Below are 14,499 nucleotides of genomic sequence, written 5' to 3'. Positions count from 1 at the left end.
ACCAGTCCGCACGCGGACCAGTGGATACCCCACAACGGCGAGAGCTCGCCCGGGGGTCCAGGAAGGCCGGGTCCTCGCCGTGCCTTCCGCGGCCTCGGCGGGAACCTTTCTGCTGGGAAGGCATCACGGGCCGCCGGGAAGCCGGCCGAGGCCGGCGAACAGGTGACCCGCCGTGTTCCCGCGCGGGCAGCGGACCGCGGGGAACTTGCAGGAAGTATACGACTGGGCAGTGGTGACATCGTCGCTCTAGGCGTTCGCCCGGACATCGCGTCCGTCACTTTTGCTCCATCGGTACCACCCTGAGGACACCTGGATCCGATACCCGAGAGACCGCGAGTTACCGCAGCCATACCCATTTGTGACCACGCGGCGCCCGGCCCGGGGAGCCGCGGATTCCGGAACCGGGAGAAGACAGCGGACGGGTACACGGTCCGCGTCACGCCGAACACGTCCTTTACCGCTCGTGTCCGGCCGTGCCGCGCCGCCGGGCCGTCGGCCGGGCCATCACGGCGAGGCGTCGCGCGGTCACGGGCCTGCGCGGCATGCGTCAGTCCTCCAGGTCGACGCGCGGGCCGCCACCCGCGCCGGAGGTCGCGACGGCGTCGAGCGGCCGCGCGCCGGCCACCGCCGCCTCGGCAGCCTCGGGGATGATGCCCAGGTAGGCGGTGGCCAGACGCTCGGCGTCGACCTCGGCCGCCGGACCCGTCCAGGTGATGTGGCCGACGGTGAGGAACGCGACCCGGTCGGCGATCGCCAGCGCGTCGCGGGTCTTCTCCTCGGCGATCAGCAGCGTGGTGCCCTGGCTCTGCAACTGCCGCAGCGCGTCGAAGATCTGCCCGATGATGAGCGGCGCGAGGCCGAGCGACGGCTCGTCGGCGACGAGCAGCCTCGGCGGCCGCACGAGCGCCGGCGCGAGCGTGAGCATCTGCTGCTCACCGCCGGACAGGGTGCCCGCCGCCTGGTTGCGCCGGTCCTTGAGCAGCGGGAAGGCCGCGTACGCGGTCTGCCGCTCCTCGGCCGCGCGCAGCCACAGCATCAGGTTCTCCTCGACCGTCAGGTCGGGGAAGATGCCACGGCCCTCGGGCGCGAGGTAGACGCTGTCGCGCTCGCGGCGCCGCGCCGGCACCCGGGTGACGTCCTGACCGGCGAGCCACACGCCGCCCGCGCGGATCGGGACCAGGCCGCCGACGACCGAGCACAGTGTCGTCTTGCCGGCACCGTTGCTGCCGAGCAGCGCGACCGCCTCGCCGGCGCCGACGGTCAGGTCGATGCCGTGCAGCACCTCGATCTCGTCGTAGCCGGCCTTCAGGCCGGCGATCCGCAGCACCGGCTCCGCCGACGCCCGGTCCCCGTCCGTGGCCGCGACCGGGGACGTCGTGGCCACGGGCAGCGGCCGCAGCGTCGTCGCGGGCAGCGTCGTCGCGGGCGCGTCCGCCCCGGCCGTGCCAACCGTCGCGGCCGCCTGCTGCCTGGCCGCCTTGCGCGCGGTCCGCTCGCGCTTGGCCCGTGCCCCGGCGGACAGGCCGCCCTCCGGGTCGCGCGCGAGGCCGATCGCGCCGAGGCCGAACAGCATCTGCATGAAGTAGCTCGACGCCGGGACGCCCTCGAGTGCCTGCGGCGCGAGCGCCATGACGAGGCCCGCCAGCACCGCGCCGGCCGGCCGTCGGATGGACAGCGTGACCGTGGTGGCCAGCCACACCAGGCCGAGCAGGGCGTCGTAGTCGGTGTTGGTGACCCGGCCGCGGCTTGCCGCCAGCATGACGCCGCCGAAGCCGGCGATGCCCGCGGAGATCACGAACACCAGCAGCTTCATCCGGTCGACGGCGATGCCGCTGGTGCGGGCGCCCGCCTCGCTGGAGCGGACGGCGAGCATCGCCCGTCCGGTGCTGGAGGAGCGCAGGGCGTGCACGACCCAGACACCGAGGCCGACCAGCAGCAGCATGAGCAGCACCAGCCAGCGCGGGTTGGACAGGTCGATCCCGCCGATGTGCCCCGGGGTCACCGCCCAGCCGCCGGAGCCGTTGGAGATGCTCCGGATCTGGAAGAGCAGGTTCTGCCCGACGTAGGCGAGCGCCAGCGTCGAGAGCGCCAGCGGCAGGCCGCCGAGCCGGCGGGTCGGCAGCGCCACGATCAGGCCGATGATCGCCGAGACCAGCGTGCCGGCGATCAGCGCGGGCAGGAACGGGACCCCGCCGTCGAGAAGGATGCCCGCCGTGAACGCGCCGGCGAGCACGAAGGCCGCCTGCGCGAGGCTCACCATGCCGCCGATGCCGGTGACGACCGTGAAGGACAGCAGCACGATCGACGTTGCCAGGCCCTGGGCGAGCAGGCCGGCCCAGAAGTCGGTCGCGCCCCAGGCGGTGTAGGCCAGCAGGCCGACGGTGCCGATCCCCCAGAGGATGCGCCGCTGCCAGGGCGACCCGTGCTCCCCCAGCGCGTCCGCCGGCGGCTTCTCCTCCAGCGTCGTGCCGGCGCTGCGGCCGCGCTCCGCGCCGAAGTAGATCAGCAGGCCGAACAGGATGATGAACGGCACCGCGGTGCGGAACCCGGTGATGTCGAGGTCGACGTAGCCGTCGACCAGGTTCTGCGCCACGCCGAGCAGCAGGCCGCCGAGCATCGCGATCGGGATCGAGGCCATCCGGCCGAGGACGACGGCCGGGATCGAGATGAACAGCAGCGTGTTGTAGCTGAACGAGCTCAGGCCGAACATCGGCGCGAGCAGAACGCCCACCAGGCCCGCGAGCCCACACGAGGTGATCCAGGAGATGGCGGAGGCACGGTCCGGGTCGACCCCGCGTAGGGCGGCGAGGTTCGGCCGGCTGACCGAGGCCCGCATCTCCAGGCCGATCCGGGTGCGCCGGACCAGGTAGTAGAGCAGCGCCGCCGAGAAGATCGCCGCACCGAGCATCGCAAGCTGGTCGCTGTCGATGACCAGGCCGTCGCCGATGACGTGGATCTTCTTCGGGCTCGGACCGAGGCCGGGGATCCGGTAGACGTCCTCGATCGCGGGCAGATCCCAGTGCGCCTTGTCCTTCAGCAGGGCCACGATCCACAGCCCGAGTGAGGGCAGGGCGATCAGCAGGCCGAGCGAGGCCACCATGCGGGCGGCGATCGACGCCTCCCGCAGCGGGTTGAACAGCACCCGGTGCAGCAACCAGCCCAGCAGGGGCGCGAATATGCCGACACAGATGATCGCGCTCGGCACGATCGGCAGACCTTGGCCGGTGTTCAGCTGGAAGAACAGGTAGGCCGTCGAGAAGGCGACGCCACCCTGGCCGAAGTTGAAGACACCGGACGTCTGATAGCTCAGGGTCAGGCCGGACGCGAGGATCGCGTATAACGCACCGGTGACCAGCCCCGAGACCACCAGGTTGAAGAACTCGGTCACGAACTCCTCCTTATGGCGTCCGCGCATGAAGCCGCGCGGACGCGGCGTCCGGAAACCCGGTGCCGGCGGGCGGGCAGCCGCCAGGACCGGGGTGGAGCTGTGCCGCTGTGCCGCTGTGCCGCGGCCAACGCGCTGGCGCTAGCCGAGATATGCATCGCGGACGGCCTCGTCGGCCTGGATCTCGGCCGGTGTGCCCTCCGCCAGCACCGAACCGAGGTTGAGCACGGCGATCCGGTCGCACATGCGCATGACGAAACCGGCATCGTGCTCGACGAGCAGCACCGCGGTGCCCCTGCCACGCAGCGACTGGACCAGGTCGCCGAAGCGTTCGGACTCGGCGTGGTCGAGCCCGGAGGTCGGCTCGTCGAGCAGCAGCAGCGTCGGAGTGTCGACGATCGCCCGGGCGAGCTCGACGAGGCGCTGAAGGCCGAGCGGCAGCGAACCGGCGGCGACCCGGCGGCTGTCGGCCAGGCCGCACCATTCGAGCACCTCGTCCACCTGCTCGCGGCGGTCCTTCTCCAGCGAGCGCCGCTTCGGCCAGGCGACCAGGTCGGCGAGCACGCCGCCACCACCGCCGCGCCACTCCAGCGCCGCGAGCACGTTGTCCTCGACGGACAGCCAGCTGAACACCTGGGCCCGCTGGAAGGTGCGGCGCATCCCGAGGCGCGAGCGGCCGGTGGAGGTCAGCCTCGTGATGTCCTGGCCACCGAACTCGACCTTGCCGGTCGTCGCCGCGGTGATGCCGGAGACGACGTCGAACAGCGTCGTCTTGCCCGCACCGTTCGGGCCGATGAGCCCGCGCACCATTCCCGGCGCGACGTCCAGCGAGACGTCGGTAAGCGCCTGGACACCGCCGAACCGCTTGCTGATGCTGGTCAGGCGCAGCAGTGGCTCGGCGACGGCTGTCGCGGCCGGTCCGGCCGGTGACGGCCGTGGCGTCGGTGTCGCGGCCGTCACCGACTCGGTACCGCCCATCGACTCAGTACCGCCAGACGACATGGGGCCTCCTGGTGCAGCCATACGGCAGTTGAGAGTGGATATGATATGCAATCCGACCTCGATGTAACAAGGGTCACGTCTGACTCGGCTGCCAGTTCCGCCACCCGCGGGCCGACCAGTGCGGGCGGCGCCCGCGCGCACCGGGCCGGCACGCGCCGGGCGGGGAGGCTGGCGGCATCAGTCGACGCCCAGCAGGACGGTCGAGGTGGACGAGAACCAGCCACCGGTCCCGTTGACACACGCCACTCTGGCGCCGGGGACCTGTCGGCCGGCCGCCTCGCCGCGCAGCTGTCGGACGGCCTCCACCAGCAGGAAGATCCCGCGCATGCCGGGATGGCAGGCGGATAGGCCGCCCCCGTCGGTGTTGGTCGGCATCCGCCCGCCGACCCGCATCGCGGCGCCCTCCAGGTAGGCACCGCCCTCGCCGCGACCGCAGAAGCCGAGCGCCTCGAAAGTGAGCAGCACCGTGGAGGTGAAGGAGTCGTAGAACTGGCAGACGTCGACGTCGGCCGGGGTGAGCCCGGCGCGCTCGAACGCCAGCTTCCCGGAAACCGCCGCCGGCGACACCGTGAAGTCGGTCCACTCCGACATCGTCGTGACGTTGCTGGCGGTGCCCGTGCCCAGTACCCGCACCGCGGGGCGCGGCAGATCGGCGGCGCGCTCGGCGGAGGTCAGTACCACCGCGCCGCCGCCGTCGCTGCGGATGCAGCAGTGCAGCTTGGTGAACGGAGTGGCCACCATCGAGGCGGACAACACGTCGTCGACCGTGATCGGGTCCCGGTACATCGCGTCGGGATTGAGGCCCGCGTTGTACCGGGTGTCGACCGCGATGTTCGCGAACTGCTCGATCGTTGTGCCGAACTCGTGCATGTGCCGCCGTGCCGTCATCGCGTACTTGGCGATGAGCGTGTGCCCCCAAGGCGCCTCGAACTGGCTCGGGCCGCGGGTCGACAGCGACAGGTTCGCGGTGCGCAGCCGCTTCTTCAGGTCGGCACGGGCCGTCGAGCCGTACGCCAGCAGGACGGTGTGCGCCGTGCCAGCCTTGATCGCGTCGACGGCGTGCTCGAGCATGACCTCCCAGGTGGAGCCACCGACGCCGGTCGAGTCGACCCACGTCGGGCGCAGGCCGAGGTATTCGGCCAGCTCGACCGGCGCCAGCACGCCAAGCCCGGTGGAGCCGAAGCCGTCGACGTCCGCATGGCTGAGGCCCGCGTCAGCGAGGGCGCGGGCGGCCGCCTGGTAGTGCAGCGCGAACGGGGTCGCGTTGTCGACCCGCCCGCAGTCCGACAGCGCCGCGCCGACGACGGCCACCTGCCCCGTCATACGTCCTCCTCGCCCCGTACCAGTCTGGTACCGCTTCATCCGACCTATTCAGCCGGTGCCGTACCACCTACGGCCCGCCATCAGGTGGCCAACGGCGACGGGCCCGCCCCCAAGCTGACTACGCCCCGCCACTCGCCCACCGAGCCCGCCGATCCGGCGAAGACTCCGGCCTACCCCGAATTTTGTATATACTATCCGATTACGGGTTCGAGTGCCTGCACCGGCGCCGTCCCGGGCACCGCTCCTTGACAGCACCCCATGGACAGCACCGCCGGGAGAGCGCATGGACGACGCAACGGCGCCCGCCGAGGCCGCCGAGCCGGGCACGGAGACGGAGAAGGGTGCCGTCTACTTCGAGGACCTCGAGGTGGGCGGGAAGGCGCCGGTACGCACTCTTACGCTGACCCGGACGGACCTGGTCCGCTACGCGGGCGCGTCCCACGACTTCAACCCCCTGCACCACGACGACGAGCGGGCGCGCGCCGCCGGCATGAAGAGCGTCTTCGGGCACGGCATGTTCTCGGCCGGGGTGCTCGCGACCGCGCTGACCGACCTCGTCGGCATCGGTAACCTGCGCGGCTACAAGGTGCGCTTCACGACGCAGGCCTGGCCGGGCGACGTGCTGAGCACCGACATCACGGTGACGAGCAGGGACGAGGCCACCGGCCTCGTCGAGCTCGACTGCCAGCTGGTCAACGCGGAGGGCGCGGCCGTCGTCGCGGGATCCGCGGTCGCGGCGCCAAGGAGGCGGGCATGAGCGGTCCACGGTTCGATCTGCCGACGATCGAGGAGGAGACCGCGCCCTGGTGGGACGCCGCCCGCAAGGGCGAGCTGCTGATCCGCCGCTGCGGCGACTGCGGCAAGGCGCACCTCTACCCCCGCCCGTTCTGCCCCTCGTGCTGGAGCCAGAACGTCACCTGGGAACGGGCCGCCGGCACCGGCACGCTTTACACCTGGTCCGAGGTGCGGGTGAACGACCTGCCGCCGTTCAAGGCCCGGGTGCCCTACATCGCGGCGATCGTCGACCTCGACGAGGGCCCGCGGCTGGAGACCAACATCGTCGACGTGACCGAGGCCGAGCTGGCGATCGGCATGCGCGTCAAGGTCGACTTCCGGGCCGACGACGAGGCCGACCTGACGGTCCCCGTCTTCCGGCTCGCCTGAGGCCTCCGCCCCGGCCCGCCCGTCTCCCCGCCTGTCTCCAGAGGAGAGCACCGTGAGCGCGACCGACTTCATCGGCACCCAGCTGCCGCCGGCGACCGTCGTCGTCGAGCGGGGCGCCGTCGCCGCCTTCGCCGAGGCCGTCATCGACACCTCGGCCGTCTACCAGCGGGCCGGGGCGGCGGTGGCGGCGGGCTTCGAGGACGTCCCCGCCCCACCCACGTTCACGTTCGCCGCCCGGCTGCTCGGCGCGTTCCCCGACCTGCAGCCCGCCCGCCCCGACGGCGCCCTCGACACCACCGAGATCATCGCCGCGCTGCGCAAGGACGGTGGCCTGATCCTGCACGCCGAGCAGGAGTTCGCCTATCACCGGCCCGTGCTCGCCGGCACCACCGTGCACGTCACCGGCGAGGTGGAGGACGTCCGCGTCACCACCAACAGCCGCGGCAAGCGGATGACCTTCGTCCGGCTTCGCTCCGACACCCGCGACGAGGCCGGGGAGCTCCTTGTCACCGAGGTCATGACCCTGCTCCACCGGGCCTGACATCGCCCCTCCCCAGGCGGGGTGGTGGTTGTCGCATTTACCCGGGGACGGCTCCGGGGCAATGCGGGTCGACGCCAGCCAGGGAATGATGTCGCACGTGACGACCTCCACCTCGACGACAGACGCGACGACGACCGAGACCGTTCCCGCCGCCCCCGGAGCGTTGCCGCTCGCCGGGCTGCTCGTCGTCGGCCTGGAGCAGGCCGTCGCCGCGCCGCTGGCGACCCGGCACCTCGCGGACCTCGGCGCCCGCGTCGTCAAGGTGGAGAACCCGAACGGCGGCGACATGGCCCGCTCGTACGACGGGGCCTGGCATGGCGAGATCGGCGCGCACTTCGCCTGGTTGAACCGGGGCAAGGAGTCGTTCGCCGTCAACCTGCGCGACCCGCGCGGCGCGGCGGCGTTGGAGGAACTGGTATCCCGCGCGGATGTCGTCGTGCAGAACCTCGCCCCCGGGGCCGCCGCCCGCCGGGGGCTGGCCGCCGAGCAGCTGCACGCGAGATACCCGCGGATCATCGCCGTCGACATCTCCGGCTACGGCGAGGGCGGCCCGCTCTCCCACAAGCGTGCCTACGACCTGCTGGTCCAGTCGGAGTCCGGCTCCTGTGCCATCACCGGCCACGAGGGGCACCCCGCGAAGGCCGGCGTCCCGCTCGCGGACATCGGCGGCGGCATGTACACGCTGACGTCCGTGCTCGCCGCGCTGCACGCGCGCACCACGACCGGCCGGGGCGCCGCGATCCAGGTCGGCCTGTTCGACGCGGCCGTCGAGTGGATGGGCTACGCGCTCAACTTCACCATGGGCTCGGGCCTCGTCCAGGAGCCCAACGGCGTCAGCTCCCCCGCTGTCTCCCCCTATGGCAACTACAAGACGGCAGACGGCCAGGTGCTCGTGCTCGGCACGACGAACAACGGCGAGTGGCAGCGGCTGGCCCGCGAGGTCCTCGGGCAGCCCGACCTCGCCGACGACCCGCGGTTCACCGAGAACGACGACCGGGTCAGCCGGCGCGCCGAGCTCGACGTTCACCTCGCCGCCTGGGCGAGCACCGTGACCCTCGAGGACGCCCGCGAGCAGCTGGACAAGGCCGGCATCGGCAACGCCCGCCTCAACACCATCCCCGACGTCATCGACCACCCGCACCTGGCCGCCCGTGACCGCTGGCGCGAGGTCTCCTCCCCCGCCGGCCCCGTCCGCGCCGTCCTGCCGCCCCCGGTCAACAAGGACTGGGCCTTCCCGATGGGCGACATCCCGGCCCTGGGCGCCCACACCGAGTCGATCCTCACCGAGCTCGGCCGCACCCCCGACGACCTGGCCGCCCTGCGCGCCGGCGGCGTCATCTAGTGATGGAAGCCGGTGACGGCCGGCTCGTCGCCGAGCTGGGCCGGGTGCCCAACGGCCGCGAGGCGGTCGACGACGCGGCGCAGGTCCGTGGCCAGGTGATCGGCCAGATCCGGGCCGAACCCGTTGCGGACGACGACCCGTAGCACGGCGAGTTCGTCCAGCGCCGGCGGGAAGCGGTAGGCGGGGACCTGCCAGCCTCGGGTCCGCAGCAGCTCCGAGACGTCGAACACGCTGAACCCGGCGGCGCGAGCGTCGCGGATCGCGAAGGCGAACGCGGGAATGCCGGTGGCGCCGTCGGAGACGAGCTCGAAGGGGCCCATCGCGGCGATCGTGCCGGACAGCCAGGTCGCCACGTCGCGGCAGCCCTGCGTCACCTGCCGGTAGCCCTCGCGGCCGAAGCGCAGCAGCGAGTAGTACTGGCCGACGACCTGGGACGAGTCTACATCATTGGAACGTCCCGACCTGGTGGGGGAATGACGATGCAGGTAGAGATCACCTGGACGAACGGCGAGGAGATCGCGCCGGACGTGTTCGCCTACTACCGTGAGTCGGTCGAGCTGCCGGACGACCATACGGCCGACGATCTGGTACGCGAGCTGGCGCGGCTCGGCGCCGCGACGGCACCGAAGGACGAGTGACGCCGTCGGTAGGCTGCCGGACCCCGACTACCGGGACCGTACGAACGGGCGCCTACGTGGCTCACAGCGCCCATAGCGGGCAGATACGACGAAGACCCCCCGGTACGTCGGGGGGTCTTCGGGTTGTTCGGCCTGGTTACTCCTCTGCCAGTAGTTCCCGGATGCGAATGAGATCTTCGGCCGGTACCTCTTGCTTCACTTTCGAGACGACCAGTCGGGCAACCGCCGGTGTCTCCACCGGTACGGGGGGCATTTCTAGTCCGCCTGTGTATGCGGGGTGCTTGGCCGCTGACTCGGCGAGCCCTGCGAGATTTTCCAAGCCAAGGACGCGCCCGGGATCAAACCCGCGTCTGCCGCGCTGCCCCTTGGCGACTTTCAACCCGGGGGCAACTACCTTCACGATCTCCCGTTGAGCCGGCATGCTCATCCCCCGTAGGCGTGCCTCAATGGCCCCAGGGTCGCCCGTAGTGCCCTCTAGCAACTCCCGCAAGGCTTCCGGCACGGATGCGTCCTGTGCACGCTGGCGGGCAGATGTCAGGGCTTGCTCTAGTTCGTCGATCTCATCCAACAGCGCGATCTTGGATGCGCCCTTGCGTGTCTTCACCAGGGCTTGAAGCTCCACCAACTCTGCCCCAAGGTCGGCAACCTTGATCTGTGCCCGCACCACGCTGGACTCGTCCGGCGCGCCAATGATCGTCATGGCGTTCTCTGACGCCAGCACGTATGCGATGTGTCGGATTACGTGATCGTCCAAACCCTTGGCCTGAATCATGGTGCACTGCCCGATGCCGCAACACATGTAGCCCTGGTATCGGTACGGGCCGATCTTCCTAGACGTCACGGTTGAGTCGCAAACTCCACACCGGGCGATGCCTGCCAACAACGATGTGAACCGCGTTGGCCGTGCGACGTGCCGGTACTGCTCGGCAGACTCTCGGCGCCTGGCCTGGACGCGCAGGAACTCACCCTGACCGATCATGACCGGAATGTTGATCGCGTACTCACCAGCGTCAAGGTTCTCCGAACCTTCAAAGGTGCGCACGGCGGTGTACGTCTGGTTCTCCAGAATTCGACCAACGGTTGCGGCGGACCACTCATCGCCATTGCGAGGGGTAGGCACTCCCCGGGCATTCAGGTCCATGGTGATCGTGTGCCGACCCTCACCGTTGAGATATCGGGCGTAGATCTCCCGGACGACGGCGGCCGTAGCAGGGTTCTCGACCCAGCCCGTGAGACGCCCACGGGCGTCTCTCACCGCGTCGTATCCGTATGCGACGGATGATGGGGGGATTCCGGCAGCGATGTTGGCGTCAAGGCCACGCTTGGACCGTTTGCGAAGCTTTACGATCTCCTGTCGGGCGTCGTCCAATGCCTCTGTGATCGTCTTCCGGTCGCGCTCGTCCCGTGGGTCATAGACCCGATCACCTTCGGCGATCTTCACGCCCAACCGGGCGCATCGGTCGATGAACACGCGCCCCCGAGTGTCGTCACGGTCAAGGCGGGAGATCTCCCAAACGGCGACAACGTCGACCTGTCTGGCTTCGACCATCGCCACGACCCGTGGCCACGTCTCGCGCGGTGACGCAGACCAGGGAGAGGCACCCTTGCCGTCTTCGACGATCACGTCAACGATCGTCCAGCCGAGACGCTCAGCCACGCCGCGTAGAGCTGCCTCCTGCTCACCTACGGACTTGCCCGCCCGGTCGTCTGCCTTGCTTCGACGGCAGTAGAGAACGACGCGCACGTCAGCCACGGTATGCCGGCCGCCAAATGTGCTGGTCACGCGGCCACGCTCCGCACCAGCGGGCGACGGAAAATGATCGTGATGCGCTCGTCCGCCCGAAGCTCACGCCACATGGCCGAGTGCGGCCCGTCCGGGCCGCCCGTGACGCCGTCTAGCTCAATCTCGATCGTGTCCCCGTAAGGACGGTGGAAGCGCTCGACGTAGGTCACGGTGCCCGTGTTGCCGTCGGCCAGACGGGCCCTGTCACCCATGCGGACGGCGGACGCGCACGCGGGAGCTTCGTTGGTCCGGTCAACGATCGGGTACTCGACCGGCGCGGCCGGTTCCGGCGTGTTGCTGGCAGGCACGGTCAGGGCTTCGATGCGGAACGCGCCACGCTCGCGCGGGTTGACCATCTCGACCAGGCCACGGCGAACGAGAGACCCAACCGTCCGGCCGTCCAGCCGGTTGCCCTTGGCGTCGCGGTACTCGCTTCGGGCGTTCGCGCCGATCGTCCCGTAGACCTGCTCAACGGCGGTGCAACCGCCACCTGTGATGATCGTCAGCGTGCGCCGCTGAGCGTCGGAAAGCCTGGTAGCCATGGGGTTTGCCCCTCCGGTGCCCTCATCTGCTGCTGATCAGCGGATGACCTGCGCGCCGGGGCGGGAGAAGTTGAGCGCGAACGTGGGTATCGTGCCGCCGAGGTAGTCGACGTGGAAGACGAGCTCCTCGGGCAGGTGGTCGTGGTCGCGCCAGAGCACCCAGCCGACGCCCGGGTACACCAGGCCGTACTTGTGGCCCGAGGCGTTGATCGAGACGACCCGGTCGAGCCGGAAGTCCCAGACGAGGTCGGGGTCGCAGAACGGGGCGACGAAGCCGCCGGAGGCCGCGTCGACGTGCACCGGCACGTCCGGTCCGCCGCCGGCGGCGAGCCGGTCGAGCGCGGCGGCGATCTCGGCGACCGGCTCGTACGTCCCGTCGAACGTCGAGCCGAGGATGGCGACCACCCCGACCGTGTTCTCGTCGCAGTGCCGCACGGCCTCGTCCGCGGTGAGGTGGGTGCGCCCGGGCGCGAGCGGGACGAGCCGGGCCTCGACGTCCCAGTAACGGGCGAACTTCTCCCAGCAGACCTGCACGTTCGCGCCCATCACGAGGTTCGGCCGGTCGGCGGGCAGGCCGGCGGCGCGCCGCCTGGCCCGCCACCGGCGGGTCATCGCGAGGCCCGCGAGCATGCAGGCCTCCGACGAGCCGGTCGTCGAGCAGCCGACCGCGTCGCGGGCGTCGGGCGCGTGCCACAGGTCCGCGAGGATGTTCACGCAGCGCGCCTCGAGCTCGGCGGTCTGCGGGTACTCATCCTTGTCGATCATGTTCTTGGCCGCGCACTCCGCCATCAGCCGGTCGGCGTGCGGGTCCATCCAGGTGGTGACGAATGTGGCCAGGTTCAGCCGGGCGTTGCCGTCGAGCATCAGCTCGTCGCGCACCAGCTGGTAGGCGGTCTCCGGGTCCATCGGCCCCGCCGGGAGCCGGTACCGGGGCAGCTCGCCGCCGCCCTCGGCCGCGACGCCCGCCGGCCGCGTCGGCAACCGCAACTGCGGCCGCACCGCCAGTCGCGCGTCCGCCCGCTCCCCCATCGCCTGCCTGTGCAGCGCCACACCGCAAGGCTAGGGGGTCGCGAAACCCTCGGCGGCCAGGGGGCGCCAGCGGGTTCCGCGGCGTCGACGGCGCCGCGGAACCCTGGCTGTACGAACTGGCCGTCCAGATACCCCGCTCAGCCCTCGATGGGCGTGGAGGCGACGGCGCGGAACTCGGTGGGCTGGCCCTTGTCGTCCAGGGAGGTGACCAGGCCCCCGCGGACGCAGACCGCCGGGGTCGCCGGCGCTGCCTTGCCGCTGCAGCGGAACTTCATCGGGTCGGCGCCGGGCAGGTCCTTCTCCGGCATCGACTTGATCGCGGCAGTGATCGACGCCGGGGTGATGTCTCCGGAGATGCCCTCGGTCGCCGCCTGCAGCGCCGCGACGACGGTGAACATGCTCAGCGAGCCCTGGCGGTTGACCTGGATGCCCTTGCCCTTGCCGTAGCTGTCGACGACGGCGGAGAACAGCCGCGTCGACGGGTTGTCCGTGCCGATCGGGGCGGTCGCCGAGACGGTGATGCCCTTGAGCACAGAGCCCGGAACCGCCTTGCGTAGGGCGTCGGTGACGCACTGCGAGATGGCGACGACCGGGCCGGTGAAGCCGACGGAGTGCAGACCGTTGAGCCCGGCGATGCAGAACGAGTCGCTACCGATCATCTGCACAACCCGCGGGCCGGCGGCCGCGATGCGCTGCATCTGCGGCGTCATGTCGGCGGTGCCCGGCGGGACTGGCACGAGGTCCAGCTTGATGCCGGCGGCCTTGAAGGCGGCGGGCGCGACCGTCTGGTAGATGCTCATCACGGCCGGCACGTCGATGGCGACGACGGACACCGTGTCGATCTTCTTGTCCTTCGCCAGCTGGATCGGCAGGCTGACCAGGGAGAACAGCGCATCGCTCAGGACGAACGTCGAGTCCTTGTCCGTGAGGATCGAGGCCGCGTTGGCGCCACCGAAGATCACCGGGATGTGCGCCTGGTGCAGCGGCTCCCACATGCTCTCCACGACGGAGGACGACCCGACGACGACCGCGGTGACGTTCTTCTCGACCATCTGGTTCGCGCAGTCGGTGCCCTTGGCCGGGTCGGCGAGGGCGTCGCACTTGACCAGCTCGATCGGGTGCCCGCCGATGCCGCCCTTGCGGTCGTTGAGATAGGCGACGGTCGTGTCGGCGACGGGACTCTCGAAGGAGAGGTCCGTGACGGCGCCCTTGCCGTCCGAGATCATCCCGATCTTGACGGGCGCGCCCTTTGCGGGGTTCAGGGCGCCGAGCACCTGATCCGTGCCGGCCGTGCTGGCGGTGGCCGCCGGGGCCGCGCCGCCCTCGTCGTCGCTGCCGGAGCCGCCGCAGGCGGCGAGCAGCAGGCTCGCCGCGACGGTGGCTAACGCGGCTAATGCGGCTGACGCGCGGACGTGCCCACGCGCCCGCCGTCGCCCTCGGTCGCCGGACGGGCTGTTGGCTGGTATCTCTATGGCGTGCATGCGGTATCCCTCTACTCGCCGGAGCTCGGGAGTGAATGCTCGCGTACCATGGTCATTTGGTCAACGGATTGACAAATGCCCTGGATAAATGAGCCAGAAAGCCGCGGTCACGCCGCGTCACGAGGACGAGGGATCCCGGGTCAGGTCGGCTGCCGCCAGCCGACAGACATCCCATGGGCTCGGATGTCCAGCCACGCGGCGGCCCGCGACACGGTCCCAGCGACCAGCAAATGCACCTCGGCCACACCTGGTGACAGCGCATCGGCGCA

General features: G+C 70.7%; 12 protein-coding genes and 1 pseudogene. 5 read left to right on the top strand and 8 right to left on the bottom strand.

Features of this window, described 5'->3' with window-relative positions; genetic code table 11:
• Positions 1–547: 547 nt before the first annotated feature.
• The 3 genes from QOZ89_RS32145 to QOZ89_RS32135 form a co-directional block, all read right to left on the bottom strand.
• Positions 548–3,388, bottom strand: a complete 2,841-nt coding sequence (locus QOZ89_RS32145) for an ABC transporter permease subunit (protein ID WP_071047402.1) — start codon at positions 3,386–3,388, stop codon at positions 548–550.
• Positions 3,389–3,526: 138 nt separating this feature from the next.
• A complete protein-coding gene (locus tag QOZ89_RS32140; protein WP_241841561.1) occupies positions 3,527–4,387 on the bottom strand; it encodes an ABC transporter ATP-binding protein in 861 nt (286 codons plus the stop codon).
• A gap of 177 nt (positions 4,388–4,564) precedes the next feature.
• Positions 4,565–5,710 carry a thiolase C-terminal domain-containing protein gene (locus tag QOZ89_RS32135; protein WP_071047403.1) on the bottom strand — a complete coding sequence of 382 codons (1,146 nt, stop codon included), beginning with the start codon at positions 5,708–5,710 and terminating at the stop codon, positions 4,565–4,567.
• Positions 5,711–5,993: 283 nt separating this feature from the next.
• Here QOZ89_RS32135 and QOZ89_RS32130 point away from each other — a divergent pair, with 283 nt between their 5' ends.
• The 4 genes from QOZ89_RS32130 (at position 5,994) to QOZ89_RS32115 (ending at position 8,757) form a co-directional block, all read left to right on the top strand.
• Entirely contained in the window at positions 5,994–6,467 is a 474-nt protein-coding gene (locus QOZ89_RS32130; protein WP_083418259.1) for a MaoC family dehydratase, read from the top strand.
• Positions 6,464–6,874, top strand: a complete 411-nt coding sequence (locus tag QOZ89_RS32125; RefSeq protein ID WP_071047404.1) for a Zn-ribbon domain-containing OB-fold protein — start codon at positions 6,464–6,466, stop codon at positions 6,872–6,874. The genes QOZ89_RS32130 and QOZ89_RS32125 overlap by 4 nt, the downstream gene beginning before the upstream one ends.
• Before the next feature lie 52 nt (positions 6,875–6,926).
• Positions 6,927–7,415: an FAS1-like dehydratase domain-containing protein gene (locus QOZ89_RS32120; RefSeq protein WP_071047405.1), complete on the top strand. Its 489-nt coding sequence runs from the start codon at positions 6,927–6,929 to the stop codon at positions 7,413–7,415.
• Positions 7,416–7,512: 97 nt separating this feature from the next.
• Entirely contained in the window at positions 7,513–8,757 is a 1,245-nt protein-coding gene (locus QOZ89_RS32115) for a CaiB/BaiF CoA transferase family protein (RefSeq protein ID WP_397428881.1), read from the top strand.
• Here the strand turns inward: QOZ89_RS32115 and QOZ89_RS32110 are convergent.
• A complete protein-coding gene (locus QOZ89_RS32110) occupies positions 8,754–9,131 on the bottom strand; it encodes a PLP-dependent aminotransferase family protein (RefSeq protein WP_071047406.1) in 378 nt (125 codons plus the stop codon). The two genes, QOZ89_RS32115 and QOZ89_RS32110, sit on opposite strands and share 4 nt — an antisense overlap.
• 99 nt (positions 9,132–9,230) lie before the next feature.
• Between QOZ89_RS32110 and QOZ89_RS32105 the strand changes: the two genes are divergently transcribed.
• Entirely contained in the window at positions 9,231–9,395 is a 165-nt protein-coding gene (locus QOZ89_RS32105) for a hypothetical protein (RefSeq protein ID WP_198543137.1), read from the top strand.
• Positions 9,396–9,531: 136 nt separating this feature from the next.
• On the opposite strand, the gene QOZ89_RS32100 is transcribed toward QOZ89_RS32105, so the two are convergent.
• From QOZ89_RS32100 to QOZ89_RS32085, 4 genes and pseudogenes are all read right to left on the bottom strand, one after another.
• Positions 9,532–11,178 (bottom strand): recombinase family protein, encoded by a 1,647-nt coding sequence (locus QOZ89_RS32100; RefSeq protein WP_083418260.1) that lies wholly within the window; start codon positions 11,176–11,178, stop codon positions 9,532–9,534.
• Positions 11,175–11,720, bottom strand: a complete 546-nt coding sequence (locus QOZ89_RS32095; RefSeq protein ID WP_071047408.1) for a hypothetical protein — start codon at positions 11,718–11,720, stop codon at positions 11,175–11,177. The genes QOZ89_RS32100 and QOZ89_RS32095 overlap by 4 nt, the downstream gene beginning before the upstream one ends.
• A gap of 42 nt (positions 11,721–11,762) precedes the next feature.
• Positions 11,763–12,770: pseudogene (gad, locus tag QOZ89_RS32090) on the bottom strand (glutamate decarboxylase); the annotation flags it as partial.
• Between the two features lie 116 nt (positions 12,771–12,886).
• Positions 12,887–14,230 (bottom strand): ABC transporter substrate-binding protein, encoded by a 1,344-nt coding sequence (locus QOZ89_RS32085; protein ID WP_083418261.1) that lies wholly within the window; start codon positions 14,228–14,230, stop codon positions 12,887–12,889.
• Between the last annotated feature and the right edge of the window lie 269 nt (positions 14,231–14,499).

It is taken from the genome of Pseudofrankia coriaricola (assembly GCF_032027725.1).
GTDB lineage: Bacteria > Actinomycetota > Actinomycetes > Frankiales > Frankiaceae > Pseudofrankia.
The sequence above is the reverse complement of the archived record's forward strand: the minus strand, read 5'-3'. Positions and strand labels throughout refer to the sequence as shown.